The sequence below is a fragment of the Mycolicibacterium sp. XJ2546 genome (genome assembly GCF_053483195.1).
Genome location: NZ_JBEFRW010000007.1, coordinates 120,418 through 145,990 on the forward strand (window position 1 = coordinate 120,418; position 25,573 = coordinate 145,990).

The following is a 25,573-nucleotide window of genomic DNA, read 5'->3' on the forward strand; positions in this document are numbered from 1 at the left end:
CATGATCACCCTCGCGTGAGCAACACCGCCTGCTCGAACGGCAGCCGCGCGAAAATCGGCCGCCACAGACCGGTGACCGCCGTCGCCGCCTGCGCCTTGGGCATCACCTGCGGATCGCGCACCTCGAAGGTTCGGCCGTAGCGCTTTATCCGCGCGCGGCCGGCGGCCGTGACGTTCTTCAACCAGTCGCGGTCGGGCCCGTAGGTCAGCAGGATCGCCACCCCGTCCTCGGTGGAAAACACGGTCAACGGCGTGCGATAGGTCCGACCGGACTTGCGTCCGACGTGCTCGAGGATGCCGAACGTCGGCGCCCAGCCCGCCCACAGCTTCTGGATCGGGTTGGTGACATGCCTATTGAACCGGGCCAGCCATTGCGGTAGTTGCATACGAACCATCAAACTCGGGACATATGGCGTACCTCAAGCCCGGCTGGCTCACCACCAAGATCTTCAACCCGTTCGCGAAGACCGTCGGCCTCTGGGAGACCCTGACCGTCACCACGCGACGCAGCAAGCGACCCCAGCAGATCCCGATCATCTCCGTCGACGTCGACGGTGCAAAATACCTGGTGTCCACCCGCGGCGAAGCCGAGTGGGTCAAAAATGTGCGCGCCGAACCCAACCTCACGCTCGGGTCGACCGGCTACGTCGCGCGCGAGATCCCCGAACAGGACCGCCCGCCGATCCTGGCCGCGTACCGCAAGAAGGCCGGCCGCGTGGTCGACGGCTACTTCAAGCAGTTACCGCATGAGGCCGACCACCCGGTGTTCGTGCTCACCCCGAACGGCTGAAGCACTCCACGGGTTTGAGGACTGCGCTGCGGGTACTCGTACTTCCGGTGTTAGCCAATCAAGCCTGAACAGCGCATTGGAGGCGGGAGTGCTCCGGAAATGACTTCGGAAACGAGAAAGGCCGACAGTTCCGACTCCGAAACGCCAAAGGCCAAGACCACAAAGTCCAAGACCACAAAGTCCAAGACCACAAAGTCCAAGACCATGTCGCGCTACCTCTACCGACTCGGGCGGTTCAGCTTCCGACACCCGTGGGCGGTGCTGGGCACCTGGCTGGTGGTGCTGCTCGGCGTCGGCGGGGCCGGGCTCGGGCTCGGCGGCCAACCCGTCGACAACTTCTCGATCCCGGGCACCGAGTCACAGCGGGCCATCGAACTGCTTCAAGAAAAGCTCCCGACGTTCGCCGGGGCCCAAACCCAGGTGGCCTTCGCCGCGCAAGGTGACGCGACGCTCACCGACCCACGGGTGGCCGCGGCGATCCAGGAATCCATCGCCAACGTCAACGCCATCCCCCAGGTCGCGATGGCGGCCGGTCCCGCCGAAACCCGACTCGCCTCACCCGACGGCCGCGTCGCGTTGGGCACCGTGCAGTACGCCACCCAGATCGGCGGCGTCGCGGACGCGACGCTGCAGGCGCTGCAACGCGCGATGGATCCCGCCGAGGCGGCCGGCGTTCAGGTCGACTACTCCGGCAGCATCTACCCCGGCTTCAAGATCAGCATTCCGGTGGAACCCGAGATCATCGGGATCGCCATCGCGTTCATCATCCTGCTGATCACGTTCGGCGCGGTGGTGGCAGCCGGCCTGCCGATCTTGACCGCCGGGATCGGGGTCGGCGTGGGGGCGCTCGGAATCCTCGCCGCCGCCGCCCTGACCGACATCCCGTCGGCCGCGTTGTCGCTGGCCCTGATGCTCGGCCTGGCCTGCGGTATCGATTACGCGCTGCTGGTGTTGACGCGGCACCGAAACAACCTGCTGCTGCTGATGGATCCCGAGGATTCGGCTGCGCTGGCGATCGGAACCGCGGGCAGTTCCGTGGTTTTCGCTGCGCTGACGGTGATCATCGCGCTCTGCGGGTTGTCGCTGGTGGGGATCCCGTTCCTCACCGCGATGGCGCTGGCCGCGGCCGCGGCGGTGTTCATCGCCATGCTGGTCGTGCTGACCCTGTTGCCCGCGCTGCTCAACTTCGCCGGGACCAAGGTCGCGAAGTTCGTCAGCACCCCGCTCCGGCCGGGCCACGCCAAGCAGGTCGCCCAGATCGCCACCTACACCCCGCAGCGCACCCTCGGCGCCAGCTGGGCACGCTTTGTCGTGCGCTTCCGCAAACAGCTGCTGCTCGTCGGCGTCGCGGCGCTCGCCGTGCTCGGTCTGCCTGCGCTGGGCATGCACTTCGGCTTGCCCAGCGGTGCGACCCAGCCCGAGTCCAGCACAGCCCGCCAGGCCTACGACCTCACCGCCCAACACCTCGGCCCCGGCTTCAACGGCCCACTGCTCGTCATCGCCGACCTCAGCGGCGCACCCGACCCCACCGCCGTCGGCTCGATCACCGCCGCGCTGCAGGCCGAACCGGGCGTGCTGCACGCCGCACCCGCGGCAAGCCAGAACGACGTGGCGGTCATCCAGGTCATCCCCGAGACCGGACCGACCGATCCCGCGACCGCCGATCTGGTCACCACCATCCGCGACGACCGGCAGACCATCGAAGGATCCACCGGAGCTGCCATCCTCGTCGGTGGCCCCACCGCCTCCAACATCGACACCTCCGAAAAGCTCGCCGAAGCGCTGCCGATCTTCCTCTTGGTCGTCGTCGGGCTGGCGTTCATCCTGTTGACGGTCGCATTTCGTGCCGCCCTGGTGCCCATCACCTCGATCATCGGGTTTCTGCTCTCGGTGTTCGCCGCGCTCGGCGTTCAAGTCGCCATCGTCCAATGGGGATGGGGAGCAAGCCTTCTCGGGATCATCCCCGGGCCGACAATCAGCTTTCTGCCGATCATCGTGCTGGCGATCATCTTCGGCCTGTCCAGTGACTACCAGATCTTCGTCGTGTCCCGGATCAAGGAGGAATACGTCAAGAGCGACGACGCGCTGGAAGCCATCCGCCTCGGGGTCGGTCTCTCGGCGCGCGTGATCGCCGCGGCGGCAGCGATCATGGTCGGCATCTTCTTGGCGTTCCTGGTGGCCACCGACCCGATCATCAAATCCGTCGCCCTCACGCTGGCCGTCGGCGTGCTGCTCGACGCGTTCGTTGTGCGGTTGACCCTGATACCGGCGATCATGGCCGTGCTGGGCAGGAGGATGTGGGTGCATTCCCGCTGGTTCGGCAAGGTGGTTCCGGATCTGGATATCGAGGGGACCGCCCTGGACGCCGAGCATCGCCGGGCCGCCGGCGTCGAGGTGCCCTGACCGCTGAACAACTACACCCTGTAGTTGACGGGTTGCGCTGGCCTGGGACACTGGTGGCCATGCGTGCTGACCAGATCTCGACCGAGGTGTCGGCGCGGCTGTTCGCCGACGCCAGCGGGGTCATCCCCGGTGGAGTGAATTCGCCGGTGCGGGCCTTCGCCTCGGTCGGCGGCACACCGCGGTTCATCACCTCCGCTGACGGCTACTGGCTGACCGACGCCGACGGCAACCGTTACGTCGACCTGGTCTGCTCCTGGGGCCCGATGATCCTGGGCCACGCCCACCCCGCCGTCGTCGAGGCCGTGCAGCGGGTAGCCGCCGACGGCCTGTCGTTCGGCGCACCAACACCGTCGGAGACCGAGTTGGCCGCCGAGATCGTGGCCCGCGTCGCCCCCGTCGAACGGCTGCGGCTGGTCAACTCCGGCACCGAGGCCACCATGAGCGCGATCCGGCTGGCCCGCGGCTACACCGGCCGGCCCAAGATCATCAAGTTCGCCGGCTGCTACCACGGCCACAGCGACGCGCTGCTGGCCGACGCCGGCTCCGGGGTGGCGACGCTGGGGCTGCCGTCCTCACCGGGCGTGACGGGCGCGGCCGCTGCCGACACGATCGTGTTGCCCTACAACGACATCCCCGCCGTCGAAGACGCCTTCGGCCGGTTCGGCGACGAGATCGCCTGCATCATCACCGAAGCCAGCCCCGGCAACATGGGCACCGTGGCGCCGCGACCCGGCTACAACGCCGCGCTGCGCCGCATCACCGCCGACGCCGGCGCGCTGCTGATCGTCGACGAGGTGATGACGGGGTTTCGGGTGAGCCGATCGGGTTGGTACGGCATCGATCCCATCGACGCCGACCTGTTCACATTCGGCAAGGTGATGAGCGGCGGACTGCCCGCCGCGGCATTCGGCGGCCGCGCCGAGGTGATGGAGCGGCTGGCCCCGCTGGGCCCGGTGTATCAGGCCGGCACGCTGTCGGGCAATCCGGTGGCGATGGCCGCCGGGCTCGCGACGCTGCGCGCCGCCGACGACCACGCGTACGCCGCGCTGGATCTCAACGCCGACCGGTTGGCCGACCTGCTCGGGCAGGCGTTGACCGAAGCCGGTGTGGCGCACCAGGTTGCACGCGCCGGCAACATGCTGTCGGTGTTCTTCACCGATCAACCGGTCACCGACTTCACGTCGGCGCGGGCATCCGAGACGTGGCGTTTCCCGCCGTTCTTCCACGGTCTGCTCGACGCGGGTATCTACCCGCCGCCCAGCGCCTTCGAAACCTGGTTCGTCTCAACGATGTTGGATGACCAGGCGTTCGAGCGTATCGCCGCAGCACTGCCTGGCGCCGCGCGCGCCGCAGCGGAAGCGAGCAGGCCCGCATGAGCGAAACAACCACCGTGCACGTGATGCGGCACGGCGAGGTGTACAACCCTGACGGCATCCTGTACGGCCGCCTCGACGGCTACCACCTGTCCGAGCGGGGTCACGCCCAGGCCGAGAAGGTGGCCGAGTACCTGGCCGACCGCGACATCGTGGTGGTGGTGGCCTCACCGCTGCTGCGTGCACAGGAGACCGCCACCCCGATCGCCAAGCGGCTGAACCTGCCGATCGAAACCGACGACGAGCTCATCGAGTCACTGAACATCTTTGAGGGCCAGCGGGTTTCCCCCGGCGACGGCGCGCTTCGCGACCCGCGCAACTGGCGCCACCTGTGGAACCCGCTGCGGCCGTCCTGGGGGGAGCCGTACCGCGAGATCGCCGCCCGGATGCGACGCGCCGTGGACCGGACCCGCGAGGGCGCGCGCGGCCGTGAAGCGGTGGTGGTGAGCCATCAACTGCCCGTCGAGATCCTGCGCCGGTCGCTGACCAGTAAGCGGTTCGCCCACGATCCGCGCAAGCGCCAGTGCGCCCTGGCGTCGCTGAACTCGTTCGTCTACGACGGCGACACGCTCGTCGACTGGTACTACCGAGAGCCGGCCGCAGAACTGTGAAGTGGTTGGTGGTCATCGTGAGCGCGGTCCTGGCCGTGCTCACCGGATGCTCCACCGGCGACGACGCCGTCGCGCAGGGCGGCACCTTCGAGTTCGTCGCGCCCGGCGGGCAGACCGACATCTTCTACGATCCGCCCGAAAGCCGCGGCCGCCCAGGCGCGTTGAGCGGTCCGGATCTGATGGACCCGGCCAAGACCATCTCGCTCGACGACTTTGCGGGCAAAGTGGTGGTGATCAACGTGTGGGGGCAGTGGTGCGCACCGTGCCGCACCGAGATCACCCAGCTGCAACAGGTTTACGACCAGACCCGCGACCTCGGGGTGCAGTTCCTGGGCATCGACGTCCGCGACCACAATATGGACGCTCCTCGGGATTTTCTCGTCGACCGCGGTATCACGTTTCCGTCGATCTACGACCCGGCGATGCGTACGATGATCGCCTTCGGCGGCAAGTACCCGACCACGGTCATCCCGTCGACGATCGTGCTGGACCGACAGCACCGGGTGGCCGCGGTGTTCCTGCGTGAGCTGCTCGCCGAGGACCTGCAACCGGTGGTGCAAGAACTCGCGACCGAGTCGGAGCCCAAGGCGTGACCGGGTTCGCCGAACTCGCCGCCGCCGGCCCGGTGCTGCTGGCGCTGGGGGTGTGTGTGCTGGCCGGACTGGTGTCGTTCGCCTCGCCGTGCGTGGTGCCGCTGGTGCCCGGCTATCTGTCGTATCTGGCCGCGGTGGTCGGCGTCGCACCCGCGGACGCCCCGGACCTTTCCCGCCGAAGCCGACGTTTTGGCGGAAAAGTGCGCGAAGAAACCGCCAAAGCGTCGGTCTCGACGAGTGGGGTGCGGCTGCGGGTCGCCGGGGCCGCCGCGCTGTTCGTCGCCGGGTTCACCGCGGTGTTCGTCCTGGGAACCGTGGCGGTGCTGGGCATGACGACCACGCTGATCACCAACCAGCTTCTGCTGCAACGCATCGGCGGCATCGTGACCATCGTGATGGGGTTGGTGTTCGTCGGCTTCGTGCCCGCACTGCAGCGCGACGCCCGGTTCGCCCCGCGCCAGCTGTCGACGATCGGCGGCGCACCGCTGCTCGGTGCGGTCTTCGCGCTGGGCTGGACACCGTGCCTGGGCCCCACCCTGACCGGGGTGATCACGGTCGCGTCGGCGACCGACGGCGCCAACGTCGCGCGCGGTGTGGCGCTGGTGCTGGCCTACTGCCTCGGCCTGGGAATCCCGTTCGTGCTGCTGGCCTTCGGCTCCGCAGGAGCCGTGCAGGGGTGGGGTTGGCTGCGCCGCCACACCCGCACCATCCAGATCATCGGCGGCCTTCTGCTGATCCTCGTCGGCACGGCGCTGGTCACCGGCGTGTGGAATGACTTCGTGTCCTGGGTCCGCGACGCCTTCGTCACCGACGTCACCCTGCCGATATGAGTACCACCGAGGCGCGAGAAGACCTACAACCCCCCAAAAGTGGGGGAAATAGGGTGTTTTCACGTCCGCTCGCCGGAATGCGCAACACCTGGCGCACGCTGACGTCGATGGGCACCGCGCTGGTGCTGCTGTTTCTGCTCGCGCTCGCCGCGATCCCCGGCGCCCTGCTGCCGCAGCGCAACCTCAACGAGGCCAAGGTGCAGCAGTACATCGCCGAACACCCGACGCTGGGGCCGTGGCTGGACCGGCTGCAGGCCTTCGACGTATTTTCCAGCTTCTGGTTCACCGCCATCTACGTGCTGCTGTTCATCTCGCTGGTGGGCTGTGTGACACCGCGGATGGTCGAGCACATCCGCAGTATGCGCGCCACCCCCGTCGCGGCGCCGCGCAACCTGAGCCGGCTACCCAAACACCACACCGCCACCGTCGGCGCGCAACCGGACGCGCTCGCCGCGACGATCACCGAACGGCTGCGCGGCTGGCGCAAAACCATCCGCACCCGAGACGACATCACCGAAATCTCCGCGGAGAAAGGCTATCTGCGCGAGTTCGGCAACATCGTCTTCCACTTCTCGCTGCTCGGCCTACTGGTCGCGGTGGCCGCAGGTAAGATGTTCGGCTACGAGGGCAACGTCATCGTCATCGCCGATGGCGGACCCGGCTTCTGCTCGGCATCCCCGGCGGCGTTCGACTCGTTCCGGGCCGGCAACACCGTCGACGGCACCGCACTGCATCCGATCTGCCTGCGCGTCAACAACTTCGCGGCTGACTACCTGCCGACCGGGCAGGCCACCTCGTACGCCTCCGACATCGAGTACCAGGCCGGCGAGGACCTCGCCACCGGAACCTGGCGGCCCTACCGGCTCAAGGTCAACGAGCCGCTGCGGGTCGGCGGCGACCGAATCTACTTGCAGGGCCACGGTTACGCCCCCACCTTCACCGTGATCTTCCCCGACGGCCAAGCCCGCACCCAGACGCTGCAGTTCCGCCCCGACGACCAGCTGACCCTGCTGTCGTCGGGCGCGATGCGCTTCGACCCGCCGGCAGGCACCTACCCCGACCCCGACGAACGCCGCGAAAACCAGATCGCGATCCAAGGCCTGTTCGCGCCCACCGAAATGCTGCACGGCACGCTGCTGTCGTCGAGCTTCCCGGCGCTCAACGACCCCGCGGTCGCCATCGATATCTACAAGGGCGACGCCGGCTTGGACAGCGGTCGGCCGCAGTCGCTGTTCAACCTCGACGCCCGGCTGATCGAACAGGACCGGCTGACCAAGATGGCGCGCGTCAACCTCGGCGTCGGAGAGTCGACCGAACTCGACGACGGCACCGTGGTGCGCTTCGACGGCGCGGTGCCGTTCATCAACGTGCAGGTGTCCCACGACCCCGCCCAGCTCTGGGTGCTGGTCTTCGCGATGACGATGATGGCCGGTCTGCTGGTGTCGCTGGTGGTGCGGCGACGACGGATCTGGGTGCGGATCACCCCGGCCGGCCCGGGTACCGTAAGCGTCGAGCTGGGCGGGCTGGCCCGCACCGACAACTCGGGATGGGGTGACGAGTTCGAGCGGTTGACCGAGCGCCTGGTGCCTGACGGCGTGCCGGATGACACCGCCCAGCGGTCACGAGAAGAGGTCAAATGAACACCAACATCGACATCGGGCTGGCCCGCTATTCGGACTGGGCGTTCACCACGTCGGTGCTGGTGCTCCTCGGTGCGCTGGTGCTGCTCGCGATCGAGCTGGCCTACAGCCGCAGCCGCAAGGTCGAAAGCCGCGAGCTGGTCGGGGCCGGAGCCGCCCCGGCGGCGACATCTGGGACCGGCGCGCCGGTCGGCGCCGACAGCGCGGCGCCCGGCGTCGTCGCCGAGCGGCCCCGACGCCCGATCGACCAGCGCATCGGCGGCGCCGGGGTGGCCCTGACCTACCTCGGCATCGGCCTGCTGCTGGCCTGCATCGTGCTGCGCGGGCTGGCCACCTCGCGGGCGCCGTGGGGCAACATGTACGAGTTCATCAACCTCACCTGCTTTTGCGGGCTGGTCGCCGCCGCGGTGGTGCTGCGTCGCCCGCAATACCGCACGCTGTGGGTGTTCGTGCTGCTGCCGGTGCTGATCCTGCTGACGGTGTCGGGCCGGTGGCTCTACACCAACGCCGCCCCGGTGATGCCCGCACTGCAGTCCTACTGGCTGCCGATCCACGTCTCGGTGGTCAGCCTCGGTTCCGGGGTGTTCTTGGTCGCCGGGGTGGCCAGCATCCTGTTCCTGCTGAAGATGTCGCGGTTCGGCACCCCTCAACAGGACGCAGCCGACGGCCTGCTCGCGCGCGTGGTGTCGCGGCTGCCCGACGCACAGACCCTGGACCGGATCGCCTACCGCACAACCATCTTCGCGTTCCCGGTGTTCGGGTTCGGGGTGATCTTCGGCGCGATCTGGGCCGAGGAGGCGTGGGGTCGCTACTGGGGCTGGGACCCCAAGGAGACGGTGTCGTTCATCGCGTGGGTCATCTATGCGGCCTACCTGCACGCCCGCTCGACAGCGGGGTGGCGTGATCGCAAGGCCGCGTGGATCAATGTCGCCGGCTTCATCGCGATGGTCTTCAACCTGTTCTTCATCAACCTCGTGACGGTCGGACTGCACTCGTATGCGGGTGTGGGTTAAGGGTGTCTGAACAGCCTGCGCCCCGCGCATCCGAAACTGGTTATGTGCCAACTGGATTCCGTGCACAAAACCGGTTCATCGATCCGGCGGCCGACCCGCCGCCGGAGTGGACAGCCCCGACGCCGCCCAGGGGGATGCCCGCCGTAACGCCGCCGCAGACCGAGCAACACGAGGATCCGCCGCCGTATCTGGACCTGTCGACGGTGGCGCTGCTGGGCCAGCGCAAACGCGCACCCTCCGAAGGTTGGCGCAAGTGGCTGTATCTGGCGTCGTTCAAGCTGATCAACGTGGGGGAGGGCCGCAAAGCCACCCGGCGTCAGGTGCTCGTCACGCAGGTGCAACGCCCGCTGCGGGGCTGCTACCGGATCGCGGTGCTATCGCTCAAAGGCGGGGTCGGGAAGACCACGATCACCGCGACGCTCGGTGCGACGCTGGCCTCCATCCGCGGTGACCGCGTCGTCGCCGTGGATGCCAACCCCGACCGCGGCACGCTGAGCCAGAAGGTGCCGTTGGAGACCCCGGCCACCGTGCGCCATCTGCTGCGCGACGCCGAAGGCATCATGTCCTACAGCGACGTCCGCGCCTACACCTCACAGGGGCCGAGCCGGCTGGAGGTGCTGGCCTCGGAAAGCGACCCGGCGGTGTCGGAGGCGTTCAGCTCGGCCGAATACACCCGCACCCTGGAGGTGCTCGAGAAGTTCTACAGCCTGGTGCTCACCGACTGCGGCACCGGCCTGATGCATTCGGCGATGGCCGCGGTGCTGGCCAAGGCCGATGCGCTGGTGGTGATCAGCTCGGGTTCGGTGGACGGTGCGCGCAGCGCTTCGGCGACGCTGGACTGGCTGGACGCGCACGGTCATCAGGACATGGTGCGCAACGCGATCGCCGTCATCAACGCGGTGCGGCCGCGATCGGGGAAGGTCGATATGCATAAGGTGATCGACCACTTCAACCGGCGGTGCCGGGCGGTGGTCGAGGTGCCGTTCGATCCGCATCTGGAGGAGGGCGCGGAGATCAGCCTCGATCGGTTGAAGCCGCAGACCCGCGAGGCGCTCGTTGAACTCGCAGCCGTGGTCGCCGATGGGTTTCCCGGCGCTAAACGCTCCGCGGGCTAACTGCGGGGGTTGTCCTCGCTGCCGAGGCGGCGCAGAAATTCGGGGTCGTCGTCGGGCCCGATCACGCGGGTCTTCGGACGGCTCGCGGACACCCGTGTCAGCCGCCAACCCAGATAGGTCAGCCCGGCCAATACGGCAATCATCAGCAAGTACGCCACGGGGAAAAGCACCTCCTGGGTCCGATGATACGCGTGCCATCGGTAAGCTCGGGCCGTGTCTGATGGTCGTCCCGCAGCCCGTCTGGTAATCGACGTGGTCGCCTATGCCGCAGCCCGGTTGGTGCTGGTCGCCGTGGTGGCCGCGGCGATCTTCGGTGCCGCGCAGTTGCTCGGACTGCACGAGTTCCCGCTCGTGGTGGCCCTGTTGTTCGCGATCATCATCGCGTTGCCGCTCGGCATCTGGGTGTTCGCCCCGCTACGGCGCCGCGCCACCGCCAGCATCGCGGTGTTCGACGAACGCCGGCGCCAAGACCGCGAGCAACTGCAGGCCAGGCTGCGCGGTGAAGACCCGCCGACCTCCTGAAACGCCTCGATTACCCGCTCAGCTGTCCGGGTAGTCGTTCGGGTATGAGGTCAGCCAAGGATTTGTACGAACGATGGATCTATGAGGTCTGGGCGGGCCAGCCCGTTGCGGCCGAGGTGGTGACCGACGATTTCGTCGGGCACTGGCCCGACCGCGTGGTGCGTGGTCCCGACGGCTTGGAAGACGTGGTCGACGAGACCCACCGGATGTTCAACGAGCTCAAGTTCGTCATCGAAGTCGAACCGTTCGTCGAAGGTGACCTGCTCGCGGCCCGCTGGATCGGCACCGGCGCGGCCAAGGACGGCCCGAAGCGGTTCACCGGTAACGACATCCTGCGGGTGGTCGACGGGCGGTTCGCGGAGTACTGGACCGGCACGTCGGTCGCCTGAGCTCACCCCGCCGCATCCTGCAGCAGTTGGCGCAACCGGCCGAGCGGATCGCCCCGTTCGGGGTGCAGCAGTAGCGGTGGCCGCTCGGAGTCGGGTGCCCCGGGGATTACGACGGCCGCGGGTGGCGGGGGAGGCGGCGCTGACGCCGGCGGCGGCGGTGGTGCCGGTGGGGCGGTCAGGCCCGCGACCTTGGCGGCCAGCCGCGCGGGCGTGTCGGCGCGCACCGCGCGCCGATCGGGATCGGGGTCGGTGTTACCTGCGAAGCAGCCCTGCGGCGCGTCGGCGACCAACTGCGCTGCGCTGTCGTAGCGTTGCCGGGCCGCATCCGGTCGGCCCTCCCACGCCTCGATGTCTCCTTGGCGCTCGCGGACCAACGCCAGGTTGACCCGCACCGGACACGACTGTGCCGCATCGGTGGCCGAAAGCGCTTCGGCGAAGTACGCATCGGCGTCCTCGAGGCGGTTCTGCAGAACGGCGAGCGTGCCCGCGGCGAACGGCGCCTTGGCCGGTTCGATCACGTTGACGATACTCAGCGTGGCGACGTCGTTGCGCAACGCGTCCACATCGCCTGCGTTGAAGTGAGATTCGGCCGCGTGTCCCGCGACAACGACCGACAGCATCTTCACGACGGCAAGTACCGCGACGACGGCCACCGGGGCGGAGAACACCAGCAGCCGTCGCCGCAGCCGCAGCCGCGCGGGGACGTGGCGGGTCATGACGCCACCTCCCGTCGCGCGGTTCTGGTGCGGCGGAATTCGCGGATGCTCGAGTAGCTTTCGAAGAGCAGCAGCACCGCCGCGACGAGCGTGAACACCCAGTACAGTTCCGTGCGCCTGCTGGGTTCGGCGTCGGGTTGCTGCGCCGCGCCGTCCGGCGCGGTCTCGGGGCCGGGCACCTGGCCGGGGCGCAGGTAGGGCACCCCGAGCTGATCGGCGATGCGCCGCAGAGCCGCCTCGTCGAGTGGGTCGCCGTGGCCAAACACCGCCCCACCGTCGACCGACCCGGCGACCGGGTCGAAATCGCTCTGCGGAGCGCGTGATCCGGGGGCTCCGGAACCGACGTAGTACACCAGGTTCGGTGCGTCGGGATACTGCTGGTTCGCCGCGATCAGTTGGTAGCGCAGCACGTTGGCCGCGGCCGCGGCGTTCACCTGACCGCGGGGCTCGTCATAGGACACCAGCGCGGCGATCTCGGGGACCAGGCTCCACGCGTCCTGGGACAGCGGCCAGTCCAGCGACGGCCGCGACGCGAAGCTGATGACCGCGAACCGGGCCTGCGGGTGCTGCTCGATCAGCGTCTGAATGTTGTCGCGGATCTCGTCGATGGCATCGGTTGAGCGGTCGACGAGAAAGAAGACGCTGGCGTTTTCTCCGGACCGCGCGGAGGTGGTGTGCTGCGGTTCGTGGTGTCCGAACCCGGGTCGGGCGGCGGCGATCAGCATCAGAAGCAGCGCCAGGGTGAGCCCCGACCAGCGCCAGACCGTTGCCCAGCGCACGCGCGGCCCGCTGGCCAGCGAGCGCATGGCGATCAGCCGCAGCACGATCACCGCCGCGGCCAGGGCCAACAGCACCGCCGCGGGAACCACCGGAGCCCACGTCATCGCCGCAACACCACCAGCGCCAACGCCAGCAGCAGCGACGCCACGACGGCGACCGTCAATGGGATCGTCGGCGAGTCGCCATACCATGCGGTGACGGTTTCGGCCTCCGCGGTGGGTTCGGGCGGGTTGGCTTCGATGCCGTCGAGGGCGCGCAGCATACCGGCATCTCCGGCGTCGAGCGAAACATATTGCCCGCCAGTCGATTCGGTGATGTCGCGCAATGGACCCGGGCTGGTCGCGAGAACGTTGAGCTGGATGCCCGCCTGGCTCGCCATGTCGGTGACCTGTGGGAGGTGCAGCAGCGACGCCCGAGTCTCCCCGGGCGCGCGGAGCTCGCCCGGGCCCAGATAGACCAGCGAGCGACGGTGCGTGCTGGGTTCGTCGAACGACGGAAACCCGGTGATACACAACGCCAACAGGTCGGCGACGCTGGGCGCGAAGTCGAGATAGGACACCGCGGGCGAGAACGAGGCGGCGGCGCTGCGTTGGGCGGGTGACAGTTCGGGCTCGGCGGGTATGCGGCCGACGTCGGCGATGTCGGTGAGCCTTTCGGCCGCGTACGAGTGGTCGCGGGTCAGCGGAATGACGCGCCGATTGGGTGACGTCAACCCGATGCGCTGGGTGCCGAAGGTCCGGGCCTGCTCAGCGAAGTGTGATAGGAACGCCGCGGTGGTTCCGTCGGTGACGGGTTGGCCAACACACAGCATGATGTCGGACGGGGCCTGCACGGCGCGCGACGACGACCCCCATCCGCTGGGTCTGGCGCTGGCCAGCATGGCGGCGGTGAACAGAATCAGCAGCAGCACGATCGTCGCAATCATCGACAGCGTCCTGGTGCGCGCCACCCGGGCGTATTCGGGCAACCGGGTCAGCCGTGCGGTGTTGGCCAGTGGCCGGAGCTCGCGCATCTCGCGGTCGATCGGCAGCAGCGCCAGGGCAACCGCCGCCGCCAGGCACACGAAGCCGAGCACCGCCACCGGCCACCAACTCAAGGCCACGTGCGCACCAATTCCTGTGCTGCCGAACCAGTCTGGCGGACGTCCACCGGTGATGCGGTGTTGAACTGCGCATCGTCGAGCGCTTCGAACACCGGCGCAGCCGACGCGAGCTGGCTGGCGGCGATGGTCGCGACGTGCATGTACTGCGCCGGGGTGCCGGTCGCCTGATGCAGGAAGCTGCGCAGGGCGCGGCTGATCCCGGCGGCGGCCTGCGCCGCCGACAGCTCACCGCGTTCGTGTTTGTCGGCGACCGTGCCGATGCTGCGGGCGAAGCGGCGCCGCAACAGGGTGGCATGCCAGCTCCGGATAACCGGCAGGCGCCGCAGCCGGTGCGACGGCAGCGTCCACACGAAAACCGCGGTGTACCAGCCGATCACGATCAGCGTCAGCGCGACCGCGAGCCACAGCCACCATGCCGAGTAGGGAGTGGGTCCGATGATGTAGTTGAGCAGGTCATCCGGCACGGGCGAACACCTCGGTCAGTTCGACGAGCCGGGGCCGGATCTCACCGCTGGCGCCGATCCTGGTGTGGGGGATGGCCTGGGCGGTCAAGAACTCGTCGAGTCGATGTGCGCGTGCCTGTTCGGCACGCCGGTAGGCGGCCACCACCCGCGGGCCCAGCGCGGCGCTGTTGAGCACGTGGCGGCCGGACCCGACGTCGTAGCCGTCCTGGTCGTCACCCACCGCGGGCATGTCGGTGACCATCGCCCACAACACGTCGTGGCGCGCGCGTAGTCGGCGGACGGCGTCGTCGAGGCGGTCATCGATGTCGGGTTCGTCGGATACCACGACGATCAACATCGAATGACGATAATGCGTTGCCACGTAGTCGAGTTGGCACCCGATCTCGCTGGGGCCAGGCCGGGCGAGGGTGTGGGCGTAGAACCGGTGCAGCATGTTCTCGATATGGGTTTCCCCGCGCCGCTGACGGATGTTGACGCAGCCGCGGGCGTCGCCGTACACCATGCCGATCTGGTCGGCGCGCCCGAGCGTGACCAGCCCGAAGGCACCCAGGATGTGTGCTGCCACATCGCGTTTGAGCTCACCGCCGGGTGCCAGCGCGGACATGTTGCGGCCGGCGTCGGTGACCAGCAGGATCTTGTGGTGCTTCTCGGAGACGAAGCGTTTGATCAGGATGTTCCCCGAGCGCGCGGAGGCCTTCCAGTCGATGTCACGGACGTCGTCGCCGGGCACATACGGTCGGAGCTCGTCGAATTCGAGGCTGCGGGTGTGCAGCAGCGCGTAGCGTCCGCCTTCGAGCATGCCGCGGGTGTCGGTGCCGAAATGCGCCTTGGCGCGGTTGAGATGCTGGCCCACCGTTAGGGCACCCGGATCGCCTGCAGGACCGCGTCGACGATGCGCTCGGAGGTGATGCCCTTGCTGGCCGCCTCGAACCCGAGGATCAGCCGGTGCCGCAGCACGCGGTGCGCGAGCTTGGCGATGTCGTCGGGTATGACGTGGGCGCGTCCGGACAGCACCGCAAGGGCACGTGCGCTCTGGCACAGCGCGATCGTCGCGCGCGGGCTCGCGCCGTACTCGATGAGGCGGGCGAGCTGGGCGGGTAGGAACTGCTCGGGGTTGCGGGTGGCGCCGACGAGTTGGCCGGCGTAGAGCATCAGCGCCTGGTCCATGTGCACGTGGCGCACGACGTCGCGGGCGCGTCGGATGTCGTCGAGCGTCACGACCGGCCGCGCCCGGTGATCCTTGTCGTACAGCCCGGCGTCCATCCGGAACATCACCTCTACCTCCTGTTCGGCGGAGGGGTAGCCGAGGATCTCCTTGAGCATGAACCGGTCGGTCTGTGCTTCGGAGAGGGGATAGGTGCCTTCCTGGTCCACCGGGTTCTGGGTGGCGATCACCAGGAACGGCTCCGGGATCGGGTAGACGGTCCCGGCGATGGTGGTCTGGCGTTCCTCCATCGCTTCGAGCATCGCGCTCTGCGTCTTGGCGCTGGAGCGGTTGATCTCGTCGAGCAACACGATGTTGGTGTGCACCGGACCGAGCTGGGTGACGAACGAGTTCGTGGCGGCCTCGTACACCTGGGTGCCGATGATGTCGCTGGGCAACAGGTCCGGGGTGCACTGGATGCGCTGAAACCCGCCGTGGATGGATTCGGCGATGACGCGCGCGGCCGTCGTCTTGGCCAGGCCCGGAACGCTTTCGATGAGCACGTGTCCGCCGGCGAGCAGCCCGATCAACAGCGACTCGCGCAGGTTCTCCTGACCCACGACCTTGGCCGAGAACGCATCGGATACCGCGGCGGCAACGCGGTGCGCGTCGGCGAGATCGCGGCGGTCGAGTTGCGGGCGTGTGGCGGTCATGCAGTGCCTTTCGGGGTTGCCTTCCGGATGCCTATCGGGCTGCGGACAGCGTTGGTTACCCCGGCGAGGGTAGGCGCACACGTCTTGTCCGTAAGGTTGACGTCAACTAAACTTGACAACGTGACCAATATCGACGCGTTGACCAGCAACGACCCGGCTGTCGGGCTCAAGGCGGTCCGCGCGCTGCAGCGACTCCAGGAGCGCCTGGAGGCGATCCACGTCGCGAACGCCCGCGAACAGGGCTGGAGCTGGCAGGCCATCGCCAGCGCGCTCGGGGTCAGCCGCCAAGCCGTGCATCAGAAGCACAACAGGAGGAAATGACATGTTCGAGCGGTTCAGCCGCAGTGCCCGCGTCGCGGTGACGCTCGCCCAGGAAGAGGCGCGGGAACTGGATTCGGAAGTGATCGGTGCTGAACATCTCCTGGTCGGTGTCCTACAGAGCGCCGGGCGGGAGCTCGCGGGCCTGCTGCTCGGCTACGGGTTGACCGCCCAGGCGGTGCGCGCGCGGCTGGATACACAGTCTGCGTCGAGTGACCCGCTGTTTGACGAGGATGCCGAGGCGCTGAGGTCGATCGGGATCGACTTGCATGCGGTCCGCGACCGCGTGAACCGCGCGTTCGGAAAGGACGCCTGGGACAGCGCGTTTCGCCGGTCCGGCCGCCGCAGGCGTCGTGGCTACATACCGTTCACCAAGCCTGCCAAGAAGGCACTCGAACTCTCGCTGCGAGAAGCGCTGGCGCACAAGAGCAGAACCATCGGATGCGAGTACGTCCTGCTCGGCATCCTGCGTGGCGGTGACAAGTTCACCGTCGGCCTGATCACCGAGCGCGTGGACGTGGGAGAACTGCGTGCCGCAGTTGCCACCCTTCTCGACCAGGCGGCCTAGCCACGGCGCGACGGTCCCGCTGCCGCTGGCTGTGCGGATTCATGCGCGACACGCCGCTGCAGGCGTATGAAACCGCACGTTCGCGAGGGAGACGTCAGCTCAGGAATCGCTCGATGTAGGGGGTGAAGCGGGCCTGCAGCTCATGTTCGTCGAGGCCGAACATCTGCGCCGACGTGGCCACCCGGCCGAGCCGACCGCGCTGATGGCCGTCCAAATAGGTGACCATGGCCGCGCGCGCCTCGTCGCTCATCGTCTCGCCGGCAAGTTCGTAAATTGCTGCGGCGGAGCCTATTTCGTCGGCCATGAAGTCGTCGAAGCGCAGGTCGATCGAACGCTGCGCGGGCAGCGCGTCGCGGTCGCGGATGAGGGCGCCCAGCATGAGCTCGAGCCGGTCCACCCAAGACGCGGCGATATCGTCCACCGGCACCGGCGAACAGTGCATCCGCGCCGAGTAGGTGATCATCGTGAGCATCGACAACACCACCGGCACCGGGTCGCGGTGCGTGACGATCACCACGACGTCGGGAAACACCTGGTTCAGCACCGGCAGCTGCTCGAGATGCTGCGGCGATTTCAGTAGCCAGCGCCGCCCGCCGCGCAGGAACTGCAACGCTTTGAGCTGGGTGGCCAGGTGCTCGTAGTGCGGCGTCTGATCGTGTGACAGGTAGTAGTCGCGCCAGCGCGGCACGTGCGCGAGCGTCTCGAACAGCATCGACGAGAAGTCGTTGGCCAGCAGCTGAATTTCCTCGTGGACGTGGTCGGTGGTCATCTCGTGCATCAGCGCGAAGTGCGGCATCACCGCGTTCATGAACTCGACCGCGGCGTCCATCCGTACCCGGCGCGGATCCGGCTCGACACCGGCCTCGGCGGGCAGCGGGAACGGCTCGTTGCTCTCCCAGTACGGCATCGTGCGGAAGGTCGGCCCCGCGGCCAGCAGGTTGTGCAGGTGCGTGGTGCCGGTGCGGGGCAGCCCGGCGATGACGACCGGCGGCACCAGCTCGATGTCGTGGATCTCGGGGTGCCGGTTCAGCAGGTCGGTGAGCAACAGCCTGTTCTTCAAGAACTGCACCAGCTGCGCATGGAAGTTCACCACACCCGCGTCGTGCAAGTTCGTAATCTCCCGCAGCGCAACGAGATAGGTGTCGAGGCGGTCGCGGTAGTCGTCGGCGCCGAAGTCGTCGAGACCCGTCTCGGCCGCGGCCTTGGCGTGCAGGGCATCCGCGTCGAGCGGGCAGTCGGGCGCCATCGCCGCCATCATCTGCCGGAGGGGTTCGACGTCGGCGGGGAAGCTGGGTTCGGCGAGGTCGTCTAATTGCACGGGATCGGCTGTGGTGTCCGTCACAGCCACTTATGTTACTGTCAGTTCCGTAATGACGGTGGACATTGGTCGACCCCGCGATCCCCGCATCGACGGCGCGGTGCTCGCGGCGACGGTCGAACTGCTCGGTGAAACCGGGTACGCAGCGCTTTCGGTCGACGCGATCGCCCGCCGGGCCGCCACCAGCAAGCCGGCGATCTACCGCCGCTGGCCCAGCAAGGCCCACGTGGTGCACGAGGCCGTGTTCCCGATCGGGGCCGCCACCGAACTGCCCGACACCGGCTCGATCGGCGGCGACGTGCGGGAGATCCTGCGCCGCACGGTGGCCGTGCTGACCACCCCGGCCGCGTTGGCGGCGCTGCCCGGCCTGGTCGGTGAGATGGCCGCCGATCCCAGCCTGCACGCGGCGCTGCTCGAGCGCTTCGCCGACATCCTGGGCCGCGGGCTGACCGACTGGCTCGCCGCCGCCGTCGCGCGCGGCGACGTCCGGTCTGAGGTCACCGCCGCCGACATCGTCGACGCGATCGCCGGCATCACGTTTCTGGCCCTGATCACCCACGCGGACACGCTCGACGACGCGTGGGTGAACCGCACCGCCGAACTCATCACGAAAGGGATCAGCGCATGACACAACACGCATCAACGAAAGCTTGGCGAGAACTCCTCGACACGCTCGGCGGACTCGACGCCGCCTTCCTCGAGGGGGATCGCGCCGTCAGCGACGACCGCCACATCGCCGACGGCTACCGCATGCTCGCGACCACGCTGGGCGTCGCGCTGGACAACTACCTGTTCGCCGAACCGAGCCGGCCGATGTGGATCGAGGTCAACTCGCCGTATCGGCGCGACCGCCGCTGGGGCGGCGACAACACCGACGCCTACTACTACATGTGTCCGATCGACCCGAAGCGGCGCTACCGGATCAGCGGCAATCGCGGTGACAGCGTGTACTTTTCGGTGACGGCCTACAACGAACCCGCCCCAGGGGCGTGGTCGGACCGGATCGTGGCGCTCGTGCGCGACGACGACCTGGAAAGCTCGGGCGCCTTGGATGCCGACGGTAACTTCACGTTCGAGTACGGCCCGACCGACGACGGCGTCGTGCTGATGACCCGCGACTATCAGGCCGACCCGGACACCGGCCGTCCGGTGTCGTGGCGCATCGAGGCTCTCGACGAACCCGATCCCATCCGCCACGGCGACGCCGAAACCGCTGCGGCACTGCGGGCCAGCGCGGCGTGGCTGCGCACGATGTTCGCGATCGTGCCGTTGACCGTCGGCGTCCGCAGCGATGACGACAAGACGCTCGGTCACGAATTCTCGCAGGGGGCAAACGAATTCGCCCAGCCCTACCAGGTGCCCGATGCCAACTTCGGCTGGTCGGCGCGCGACGCCTGCTACTCCTACGGCAGCTTCGTACTCGAGGACGACGAGGCACTGGTGGTCACGCACACCCCGCCGTCGTGCCGGTTCTGGAACCTGGTGGTGTGGAACCAGTTCATGGCCGCCCACAGCGCCGGGGACGGGCGGTGTTCGATCAACGGCCACACCGCGGTGCCCAACGCCGATGGTTCGGTCACCGTCGTCGTCTCGCGCGGGATGACCGAGCATCCCAACGCGATCACCACGATGGACTATCCCCGCGGCAACCTGGCGTTTCGCTGGTTCCTCGCCGACGAGGTGCCGGCCCGCCCACAGGTGCAGCTGGTCAAGGTAGCCGACTTGTGATTTCGGCGCGCAAACCTGCGCCCATCGCTGGTTAGCGCACCGAAATCGCCAGGGCAAGGGCGAGGGCCGTCGCGGCGGCCCACACCAGCATCGTCAGCCCGGTGTCGCGCAGCACCGGGATCAACGCCTTACCGCCGAGACCACGACGCACCGGAAGTGCCGCGCGCACCGCGAGCGGCAGCGCCACGAGACCGACCGCGGCCCACGGCGTCGCAAGCATCAACACCACCGTCAGCACGAACGCCGTTACCACCAGCCCCTGATAGAGCAGCCGGGTGTGGGCGTCGCCGAGCCGCACCGCGAGCGTGATCTTGCCCGACTCCGCGTCGGTCGGGATGTCGCGCAGGTTGTTGGCCACCAGCACCGCCGACGACAGACATCCCATCGCCACCGCGCACGCCACCCCGACCCAGTCGATGCGCAGCGCCTGGGTGTACTGCGTGCCGAGCACCGCGACCAGCCCGAAAAACACGAACACCGCGACCTCGCCCAGCCCGGAATAGCCGTAGGGCCGCGAGCCGCCGGTGTACAGCCACGCCCCGGCAAGACACAGCGCGCCGACCGCGATCAGCCAGGGCGCGCTAGACCAGGCCAGCACCACGCCCGCGACCGCGGCGGCGGCCAGGCTCACCAGCGCCGCCGTCAGCACCGCGCGCGGCGCGGCCAACCGCGACCCGACCAGCCGCAGCGGTCCGGCCCGCACGTCGTCGGTGCCGCGGATCCCGTCGGAGTAGTCGTTGGCGTAGTTGACCCCGACGATCATCGCCATCGCAACGAGCAACGCCAGCAACGCCTTCCACCAGCTGGCCGCATCGAGCCAAGCTGCGGCTCCGGTGCCGGCGATGACGGGGGCGATCGCGTTGGGCAACGTCCGGGGGCGAGCACCCTCGACCCATTGCGCGAAACTGGCCACGAGCGTCATCGTCGCATGGCGGACAATGTGGTGATGCCTGCGGACGCGAGGAGAAAAAAGTGCTAGCGGTCATCGGAGGCAGCGGCCTTTACTCGTTCTTCGGCGCCGACGCCCGCAGCGTCGCGATGGACACCCCGTACGGGGCACCCAGTGCGCCGATCACCGTCGGCACGGTCGGCGTGCATGAGGTCGCGTTCTTGCCGCGCCACGGCGTCAATCACGAGTTCTCCCCGCACACCGTGCCGTACCGGGCCAACATGTGGGCGCTGCGCGCGCTCGGGGTGCGCCGGATCTTCGGGCCGTGCGCGGTCGGCAGCCTCACCCCGGTACACGGCCCGGGCGCGACGGTGGTGCCCGATCAACTCGTGGACCGCACCACCGGGCGTGACGACACCTACTTCGACTCGGGCGGCATCCACGTCGGGTTCGCCGACCCGTACTGCCCGTCGCTGCGCGCCGCTGCGGCCGGCCTGCCCGGCGTGGTCGACGGCGGCACCATGGTGGTGATCCAGGGCCCACGGTTCTCCACGCGCGCGGAGAGCCAATGGTTCGCAAACCAGGGCTTCAAGCTGGTCAACATGACCGGCTACCCCGAGGCGGTGCTGGCTCGTGAACTCGAAATGTGTTACGCCGCCATCGCTTTGGTGACCGATGTGGACGCCGGCGTCGACGCGGGAAGCGGGGTCCGCGCCGTCGACGTCTTCGCGGAGTTCGAACGCAACATGGGGCCCTTCCGCCAGCTGGTGCACGACGCCATCGAGAGCACCGCCTCCGAGCGCGCCTGCACCCACTGTCTGGCCCACGACGGTGTCCAACTGCCCTTCGACCTGCCGTGAGAATCCTGCTGACCGGTGCCGCGGGCTTCATCGGAGCCCGGATCGACACCGCGCTGCGCGACGCCGGCCACGACGTCGTCGCCGTCGACGCCATGCTGCCCGCCGCACACGGTTCGGGGGCACGCCCGCCGGAGGGCTGCCGGGTGCTCGACATCCGTGACGCGTCGGCGCTGGCGCGGCTGTTGAAGGGCGTGGACGTGGTGTGTCACCAGGCGGCGGTCGTCGGCGCCGGGGTCAACGCCGCCGACGCGCCGTCCTACGGCAGCCACAACGACTACGGCACCGCGGTGCTGCTCGCCGAGATGTTCGCCGCGGGCTGTGACCGGTTGGTGCTCGCATCGTCGATGGTGGTCTACGGGCAGGGCCGCTACGACTGTGCCGAACACGGCCCGGTCGAACCGCACCCCCGTAGTCGCGCGGATCTGGACGCCGGGATGTTCGACCATCGCTGCCCGCTGTGCGGGGCGTTCGTGGGATGGCGGCTGGTGTCCGAGGACGCGCCGCTGCGGCCCCGAAGCCTGTACGCCGCCAGCAAGACCGCCCAGGAGCACTACGCGCTGGCCTGGTCGGAGGCCACCGGCGGGGCGGTCACCGCGCTGCGCTACCACAACGTGTACGGCCCGTACATGCCGCGCGACACCCCGTACTCGGGAGTGGCGGCGATCTTTCGCTCTGAACTGGAATCCGGTGATGTGCCAAGGGTTTTCGAGGATGGCCAGCAGATGCGCGACTTCGTCCACGTCGACGACATCGCCGCGGCCAACGTCGCGGCCGTGACGGCCCGACTCGACGGGTTCACCGCGTTCAACGTGTGCTCGGGCCGGCCGATCTCGATTTCGCAGGTGGCGACCGAACTGTGCGAGGCGCGCGGTGACGCACCACCCGTGGTCACCGGGCAGTACCGCAGCGGCGACGTCCGGCACATCGTCGCCGACCCCGCACGCGCCGCTCAGGTGTTGGGCTTTCGCGCCGTCGTGGACCCGCGTGACGGGCTGCGGGAGTTCGCGTTCGCACCGTTGCGGGCCTGATGCGCCGCGCGGTGGTCGTTGTCGCTATCGTCACGCTTGTGGCGACGGGGCTTTTGGGGTTGATCTGGTCACAGCAGCGACGGCTGATCTACTTCCCCTCACCGGGACCGGTGCCGTCGGCGAGCGCAGTGCTGCCCAACGGGCGTGACGTCGTGATCGAGACCGAGGACGGAATCTCCCTGGGGGCCTGGTATTTCCCGGTGGACGCGGACGGGCCTGCGGTGCTGGCGTTCAACGGTAATGGCGGTGACCGGTCAGCGCGCTGGCCGCTGGCGGCGGCACTGAACCGGATAGGCCTTTCGGTGTTGCTGTTCGACTACCGCGGCTACGGCGGCAACCCGGGCCGCCCCACCGAAGAGGGGCTGGCCGCCGACGCCCGTGCCGCCGAGAAGTGGCTGGCCGAGCAGCCGGGCGTCGAACAGATCGTGTACTTCGGCGAATCCCTAGGCGCGGCAGTGGCGGTCGGGCTGGCGGTGCCCCGGCCGCCTGCCGCGCTGATCCTGCGGTCACCGTTCACGTCGCTGGCCGACGTCGCTGCCGAGCACTACCCATGGCTGCCGGTGCGACGGCTGCTGATCGACCGGTTCCCGTCGATCGAGCGGATCGCGTCGGTGCGGGTGCCGCTGCTGGTGATCGCCGGCGACCGCGACGCCATCGTGCCCGAGCAGCTCAGCCGGCGACTGTATGAGGCCGCCAACGAACCCAAGCGCTACGTCGTGGTGCCCGGCGCCGGCCACAATGACCAGGTGCTGCTCGACGGCGCCGTGCTGCTCGACGCTATCCGGCAGTTCCTGTCATCGGCCGGAGTGACTTAGCGATACTGGCGGGGTGAAACCCGCGATCTGTGAGCAATTCGGAATCGACTTTCCCCTGTTCGCGTTCAGCCACTGCCGCGACGTCGTGGCCGCCGTGACCAACGCCGGCGGCTTCGGTGTGCTGGGTGCGACCGCCTACACCCCCGAGATGCTGGACCAGGAACTGTCCTGGATCGACGAGCATGTCAACGGCAAACCGTACGGGCTGGACCTCATCGTGCCCGCCAAGTTCGAGGGCAAGGGCGAGAAGCTGTCCGACGGCGCGCTGGCCAGCCGGATCCCCGCCGAGTACCGCAGCTACATCGACGCGTTGCTCGCCGAGCACGGCATCGAACCCGACGAGGCGCCGCGCACCGGGCCGTCGATGCTGTCCGGCAACACCGGCAAGGATCTGCTCGAGGTGGCGATGAGCCATCCGATTCGGCTGATCGCCAACGCGTTGGGGGTGCCGCCGGACTACATGATCGAGGCGGGCAAGGAGAACGGCATCCCGGTCGCGGCGCTGGTCGGGGCCAAGGAGCACGCCGTCAAGCAGGTGCAGGCCGGCGTCGACCTGATCGTCGCGCAGGGCACCGAGGCCGGCGGGCACTGCGGTGAGGTGACGACGCTGGTGTTGGTGCCCGATGTGATAGATGCGATCGAGTCCGCCGGTGCCAAGGTGCCGGTGCTGGCCGCCGGCGGCATCGTCACCGGCAGGCAGATGGCCGGCTGCGTCGCGATGGGCGCCGACGGTGCCTGGACGGGCTCGGTGTGGTTGACCACCGAGGAGGCCGAGACCGCGCCCTACACGGTGCAGAAGTTCTTGGCGGCGTCGTCGCGCGACACCATCCGGTCGGCCAGCCGCACGGGTAAGCCTGCGCGACAACTGGTTTCGGACTGGACGCAGGCCTGGCTGCCCAACGACGGCGGGCAGCAGCCGCTGCCGCTGCCGTTGCAGTCGATGCTGGCCGAACCGGTCATCCGCCGCGTCGACGTGTTGGCGTCGCAGGGCCACCCGGGCGCGCAGGCGTTGGCCACCTACTTCGTCGGGCAGGGGGTAGGGCTGATGAACAAGGTCAAACCGGCCCGCGAGGTGGTGCGCGAGTTCATCGAGGACTACCTGGCCGCCACCGAACGGCTGAGCAACTCGCTCCCGGACTAGTTTGCGATTTCGGCGCGCTCATGCACCCTCAGCGTCCGTTACCGCGCCGAAATCACTCGGCGTCGCGGGTGACCGTGGTGCTGCCGTGCCTCAACGAGGCGGAGTCGCTGCCGGGTGTGTTGGCGGCGATGCCCGCGGGCTACCGGCCGCTTGTCGTGGACAACAACAGCACCGACGACACCGCGCAGGTGGCGCGCCGATACGGCGCCGACGTCGCCGCCGAGGCGCAACCGGGTTACGGGGCGGCCGTGCACGCCGGGGTGGTGGCGGCGACGACGGACGTCGTGGCTGTGCTCGACGGCGACGGGTCGCTGGACCCCGGCGACCTGCCCCGACTCGTCGATGCGCTCGACCGCGGCGCCGACATGGCGATCGGGCGACGACGCGCGCGTCCCGGGCTGCGGTGGCCGTGGCACGCCCGACTCGGCACGGCCGCGGTGTGCTGGCGGCTGCGCCGACGCCACGGCTTGGCGGTGCACGACATCGCCCCGATGCGGGTCGCTCGCCGCGACGACTTGTTGAGCCTGGGTGTGGCCGACCGCCGGTCTGGGTACCCGCTGGAACTGCTGGTCCGGGCGGCCGCCGCGGGCTGGCATGTCGTGGAGCGCGACGTGGCCTACGGCCCGCGGACCGGCGGGAAGTCCAAGGTCAGCGGTTCGCTGCGCGGCAGTCTGGTGGCGGCCATGGACTTCTGGCGGGTGATCTCGTGA

The 25,573-nt window shown here is 68.7% G+C and carries 30 protein-coding genes; 20 read left to right on the top strand and 10 right to left on the bottom strand.

Annotated elements, in window-relative coordinates; all coding sequences use genetic code 11:
• Window positions 1-5: 5 nt before the first annotated feature.
• A complete protein-coding gene (locus tag ABQE44_RS13960; protein ID WP_448392261.1) occupies window positions 6-386 on the bottom strand; it encodes a nitroreductase family deazaflavin-dependent oxidoreductase in 381 nt (126 codons plus the stop codon).
• A 23-nt stretch (window positions 387-409) separates the two neighbouring features.
• Here ABQE44_RS13960 and ABQE44_RS13965 point away from each other — a divergent pair, with 23 nt between their 5' ends.
• The 9 genes from ABQE44_RS13965 to ABQE44_RS14005 all read left to right on the top strand — a co-directional run bounded on the left by ABQE44_RS13965 (window position 410) and on the right by ABQE44_RS14005 (window position 10,368).
• Window positions 410-790: a nitroreductase/quinone reductase family protein gene (locus tag ABQE44_RS13965; protein WP_448392260.1), complete on the top strand. Its 381-nt coding sequence runs from the start codon at window positions 410-412 to the stop codon at window positions 788-790.
• A gap of 99 nt (window positions 791-889) precedes the next feature.
• Window positions 890-3,193 carry an MMPL family transporter gene (locus ABQE44_RS13970; RefSeq protein WP_448430350.1) on the top strand — a complete coding sequence of 768 codons (2,304 nt, stop codon included), beginning with the start codon at window positions 890-892 and terminating at the stop codon, window positions 3,191-3,193.
• A gap of 59 nt (window positions 3,194-3,252) precedes the next feature.
• Window positions 3,253-4,569, top strand: a complete 1,317-nt coding sequence (gene hemL / locus ABQE44_RS13975; protein ID WP_448392258.1) for a glutamate-1-semialdehyde 2,1-aminomutase — start codon at window positions 3,253-3,255, stop codon at window positions 4,567-4,569.
• Entirely contained in the window at window positions 4,566-5,177 is a 612-nt protein-coding gene (locus tag ABQE44_RS13980) for a histidine phosphatase family protein (RefSeq protein WP_448392257.1), read from the top strand. Before hemL ends, ABQE44_RS13980 begins: the two co-directional genes overlap by 4 nt.
• Entirely contained in the window at window positions 5,174-5,770 is a 597-nt protein-coding gene (locus ABQE44_RS13985) for a TlpA disulfide reductase family protein (protein ID WP_448392256.1), read from the top strand. The genes ABQE44_RS13980 and ABQE44_RS13985 overlap by 4 nt, the downstream gene beginning before the upstream one ends.
• Entirely contained in the window at window positions 5,767-6,600 is an 834-nt protein-coding gene (locus ABQE44_RS13990) for a cytochrome c biogenesis CcdA family protein (RefSeq protein WP_448392255.1), read from the top strand. The genes ABQE44_RS13985 and ABQE44_RS13990 overlap by 4 nt, the downstream gene beginning before the upstream one ends.
• Window positions 6,597-8,240, top strand: coding sequence for a cytochrome c biogenesis protein ResB (gene resB / locus ABQE44_RS13995; protein WP_448392254.1), 1,644 nt, complete (start codon window positions 6,597-6,599; stop codon window positions 8,238-8,240). The genes ABQE44_RS13990 and resB overlap by 4 nt, the downstream gene beginning before the upstream one ends.
• Window positions 8,237-9,253 (top strand): c-type cytochrome biogenesis protein CcsB, encoded by a 1,017-nt coding sequence (gene ccsB, locus ABQE44_RS14000; RefSeq protein ID WP_448392253.1) that lies wholly within the window; start codon window positions 8,237-8,239, stop codon window positions 9,251-9,253. Before resB ends, ccsB begins: the two co-directional genes overlap by 4 nt.
• 44 nt (window positions 9,254-9,297) lie before the next feature.
• Window positions 9,298-10,368: a MinD/ParA family ATP-binding protein gene (locus tag ABQE44_RS14005; RefSeq protein ID WP_448392252.1), complete on the top strand. Its 1,071-nt coding sequence runs from the start codon at window positions 9,298-9,300 to the stop codon at window positions 10,366-10,368.
• On the opposite strand, the gene ABQE44_RS14010 is transcribed toward ABQE44_RS14005, so the two are convergent.
• Complete coding sequence (locus ABQE44_RS14010; protein ID WP_448392251.1) at window positions 10,365-10,526, bottom strand: hypothetical protein; 162 nt, start codon at window positions 10,524-10,526, stop codon at window positions 10,365-10,367. The two genes, ABQE44_RS14005 and ABQE44_RS14010, sit on opposite strands and share 4 nt — an antisense overlap.
• A gap of 55 nt (window positions 10,527-10,581) precedes the next feature.
• Between ABQE44_RS14010 and ABQE44_RS14015 the strand changes: the two genes are divergently transcribed.
• Both ABQE44_RS14015 and ABQE44_RS14020 read left to right on the top strand, forming a co-directional pair.
• Window positions 10,582-10,890 carry a DUF4229 domain-containing protein gene (locus ABQE44_RS14015; RefSeq protein WP_448392250.1) on the top strand — a complete coding sequence of 103 codons (309 nt, stop codon included), beginning with the start codon at window positions 10,582-10,584 and terminating at the stop codon, window positions 10,888-10,890.
• A 44-nt stretch (window positions 10,891-10,934) separates the two neighbouring features.
• The gene (locus ABQE44_RS14020) at window positions 10,935-11,279 is read left to right on the top strand and encodes an ester cyclase (RefSeq protein WP_448392249.1); all 345 of its coding nucleotides are present in this window, start codon (window positions 10,935-10,937) and stop codon (window positions 11,277-11,279) included.
• Window positions 11,280-11,281: 2 nt separating this feature from the next.
• Here ABQE44_RS14020 and ABQE44_RS14025 read toward each other — a convergent pair whose 3' ends face one another.
• Genes ABQE44_RS14025 through ABQE44_RS14050 form a run of 6 tightly spaced genes read right to left on the bottom strand, consistent with a single transcriptional unit; the run spans window position 11,282 to window position 16,198 of the window.
• On the bottom strand, window positions 11,282-11,995 hold the full coding sequence (locus ABQE44_RS14025; protein ID WP_448392248.1) for a hypothetical protein: 714 nt from the start codon (window positions 11,993-11,995) through the stop codon (window positions 11,282-11,284).
• On the bottom strand, window positions 11,992-12,879 hold the full coding sequence (locus ABQE44_RS14030) for a vWA domain-containing protein (protein ID WP_448392247.1): 888 nt from the start codon (window positions 12,877-12,879) through the stop codon (window positions 11,992-11,994). The genes ABQE44_RS14025 and ABQE44_RS14030 overlap by 4 nt, the downstream gene beginning before the upstream one ends.
• Window positions 12,876-13,877, bottom strand: coding sequence for a hypothetical protein (locus ABQE44_RS14035; protein ID WP_448430352.1), 1,002 nt, complete (start codon window positions 13,875-13,877; stop codon window positions 12,876-12,878). The genes ABQE44_RS14030 and ABQE44_RS14035 overlap by 4 nt, the downstream gene beginning before the upstream one ends.
• Window positions 13,868-14,341, bottom strand: coding sequence for a hypothetical protein (locus tag ABQE44_RS14040; RefSeq protein ID WP_448430354.1), 474 nt, complete (start codon window positions 14,339-14,341; stop codon window positions 13,868-13,870). Before ABQE44_RS14040 ends, ABQE44_RS14035 begins: the two co-directional genes overlap by 10 nt.
• The gene (locus ABQE44_RS14045) at window positions 14,331-15,194 is read right to left on the bottom strand and encodes a DUF58 domain-containing protein (RefSeq protein ID WP_448392244.1); all 864 of its coding nucleotides are present in this window, start codon (window positions 15,192-15,194) and stop codon (window positions 14,331-14,333) included. Before ABQE44_RS14045 ends, ABQE44_RS14040 begins: the two co-directional genes overlap by 11 nt.
• Before the next feature lie 2 nt (window positions 15,195-15,196).
• Entirely contained in the window at window positions 15,197-16,198 is a 1,002-nt protein-coding gene (locus ABQE44_RS14050) for an AAA family ATPase (protein ID WP_448430356.1), read from the bottom strand.
• Between the two features lie 96 nt (window positions 16,199-16,294).
• Between ABQE44_RS14050 and ABQE44_RS14055 the strand changes: the two genes are divergently transcribed.
• A complete protein-coding gene (locus tag ABQE44_RS14055; protein ID WP_448392242.1) occupies window positions 16,295-16,519 on the top strand; it encodes a helix-turn-helix domain-containing protein in 225 nt (74 codons plus the stop codon).
• Between the two features lies 1 nt (window position 16,520).
• Complete coding sequence (locus ABQE44_RS14060; RefSeq protein ID WP_448430358.1) at window positions 16,521-17,084, top strand: Clp protease N-terminal domain-containing protein; 564 nt, start codon at window positions 16,521-16,523, stop codon at window positions 17,082-17,084.
• A 94-nt stretch (window positions 17,085-17,178) separates the two neighbouring features.
• Here ABQE44_RS14060 and ABQE44_RS14065 read toward each other — a convergent pair whose 3' ends face one another.
• Window positions 17,179-18,342 (bottom strand): sulfotransferase family protein, encoded by a 1,164-nt coding sequence (locus tag ABQE44_RS14065; protein ID WP_448430527.1) that lies wholly within the window; start codon window positions 18,340-18,342, stop codon window positions 17,179-17,181.
• Between the two features lie 112 nt (window positions 18,343-18,454).
• On the opposite strand from ABQE44_RS14065, the gene ABQE44_RS14070 reads away from it, so the two are divergent.
• Window positions 18,455-19,030, top strand: a complete 576-nt coding sequence (locus ABQE44_RS14070) for a TetR/AcrR family transcriptional regulator (protein ID WP_448392240.1) — start codon at window positions 18,455-18,457, stop codon at window positions 19,028-19,030.
• A complete protein-coding gene (locus tag ABQE44_RS14075) occupies window positions 19,027-20,130 on the top strand; it encodes a DUF1214 domain-containing protein (RefSeq protein ID WP_448430360.1) in 1,104 nt (367 codons plus the stop codon). Before ABQE44_RS14070 ends, ABQE44_RS14075 begins: the two co-directional genes overlap by 4 nt.
• 31 nt (window positions 20,131-20,161) lie before the next feature.
• Here the strand turns inward: ABQE44_RS14075 and ABQE44_RS14080 are convergent, their stop codons facing one another.
• Window positions 20,162-21,043 carry a 1,4-dihydroxy-2-naphthoate polyprenyltransferase gene (locus tag ABQE44_RS14080; RefSeq protein ID WP_448392673.1) on the bottom strand — a complete coding sequence of 294 codons (882 nt, stop codon included), beginning with the start codon at window positions 21,041-21,043 and terminating at the stop codon, window positions 20,162-20,164.
• 59 nt (window positions 21,044-21,102) lie between these two features.
• Between ABQE44_RS14080 and ABQE44_RS14085 the strand changes: the two genes are divergently transcribed.
• Genes ABQE44_RS14085 through ABQE44_RS14105 form a run of 5 tightly spaced genes read left to right on the top strand, consistent with a single transcriptional unit; the run spans window position 21,103 to window position 25,573 of the window.
• Window positions 21,103-21,879: an S-methyl-5'-thioadenosine phosphorylase gene (locus tag ABQE44_RS14085; protein WP_448430362.1), complete on the top strand. Its 777-nt coding sequence runs from the start codon at window positions 21,103-21,105 to the stop codon at window positions 21,877-21,879.
• Window positions 21,876-22,907, top strand: a complete 1,032-nt coding sequence (locus ABQE44_RS14090) for an NAD-dependent epimerase/dehydratase family protein (protein WP_448430364.1) — start codon at window positions 21,876-21,878, stop codon at window positions 22,905-22,907. The genes ABQE44_RS14085 and ABQE44_RS14090 overlap by 4 nt, the downstream gene beginning before the upstream one ends.
• A complete protein-coding gene (locus ABQE44_RS14095) occupies window positions 22,907-23,722 on the top strand; it encodes an alpha/beta hydrolase (protein ID WP_448392236.1) in 816 nt (271 codons plus the stop codon). The genes ABQE44_RS14090 and ABQE44_RS14095 overlap by 1 nt, the downstream gene beginning before the upstream one ends.
• A gap of 13 nt (window positions 23,723-23,735) precedes the next feature.
• A complete protein-coding gene (locus tag ABQE44_RS14100; RefSeq protein WP_448392235.1) occupies window positions 23,736-24,863 on the top strand; it encodes a nitronate monooxygenase in 1,128 nt (375 codons plus the stop codon).
• Between the two features lie 20 nt (window positions 24,864-24,883).
• On the top strand, window positions 24,884-25,573 hold the full coding sequence (locus tag ABQE44_RS14105) for a glycosyltransferase family 2 protein (RefSeq protein ID WP_448430366.1): 690 nt from the start codon (window positions 24,884-24,886) through the stop codon (window positions 25,571-25,573).

Bases quoted from the DNA above. Each gene is read 5' to 3' on its own strand.
- ABQE44_RS14025 (WP_448392248.1), bottom strand. From the start codon at position 11,995: ATGACCCGCCACGTCCCCGCGCGGCTGCGGCTGCGGCGACGGCTGCTG.
- ABQE44_RS14075 (WP_448430360.1), top strand. From the start codon at position 19,027: ATGACACAACACGCATCAACGAAAGCTTGGCGAGAACTCCTCGACACG.
- ABQE44_RS13965 (WP_448392260.1), top strand. From the start codon at position 410: ATGGCGTACCTCAAGCCCGGCTGGCTCACCACCAAGATCTTCAACCCG.
- ABQE44_RS14030 (WP_448392247.1), bottom strand. From the start codon at position 12,879: ATGACGTGGGCTCCGGTGGTTCCCGCGGCGGTGCTGTTGGCCCTGGCC.
- ABQE44_RS14060 (WP_448430358.1), top strand. From the start codon at position 16,521: ATGTTCGAGCGGTTCAGCCGCAGTGCCCGCGTCGCGGTGACGCTCGCC.
- hemL (WP_448392258.1), top strand. From the start codon at position 3,253: ATGCGTGCTGACCAGATCTCGACCGAGGTGTCGGCGCGGCTGTTCGCC.
- ABQE44_RS13970 (WP_448430350.1), top strand. From the start codon at position 890: ATGACTTCGGAAACGAGAAAGGCCGACAGTTCCGACTCCGAAACGCCA.
- ABQE44_RS13980 (WP_448392257.1), top strand. From the start codon at position 4,566: ATGAGCGAAACAACCACCGTGCACGTGATGCGGCACGGCGAGGTGTAC.
- ABQE44_RS14105 (WP_448430366.1), top strand. From the start codon at position 24,884: ATGCACCCTCAGCGTCCGTTACCGCGCCGAAATCACTCGGCGTCGCGG.
- ABQE44_RS14095 (WP_448392236.1), top strand. From the start codon at position 22,907: ATGCGCCGCGCGGTGGTCGTTGTCGCTATCGTCACGCTTGTGGCGACG.
- ABQE44_RS14070 (WP_448392240.1), top strand. From the start codon at position 18,455: ATGACGGTGGACATTGGTCGACCCCGCGATCCCCGCATCGACGGCGCG.
- ABQE44_RS13960 (WP_448392261.1), bottom strand. From the start codon at position 386: ATGCAACTACCGCAATGGCTGGCCCGGTTCAATAGGCATGTCACCAAC.
- ccsB (WP_448392253.1), top strand. From the start codon at position 8,237: ATGAACACCAACATCGACATCGGGCTGGCCCGCTATTCGGACTGGGCG.
- ABQE44_RS14020 (WP_448392249.1), top strand. From the start codon at position 10,935: ATGAGGTCAGCCAAGGATTTGTACGAACGATGGATCTATGAGGTCTGG.
- ABQE44_RS14065 (WP_448430527.1), bottom strand. From the start codon at position 18,342: ATGATGGCGGCGATGGCGCCCGACTGCCCGCTCGACGCGGATGCCCTG.
- ABQE44_RS14050 (WP_448430356.1), bottom strand. From the start codon at position 16,198: ATGACCGCCACACGCCCGCAACTCGACCGCCGCGATCTCGCCGACGCG.
- resB (WP_448392254.1), top strand. From the start codon at position 6,597: ATGAGTACCACCGAGGCGCGAGAAGACCTACAACCCCCCAAAAGTGGG.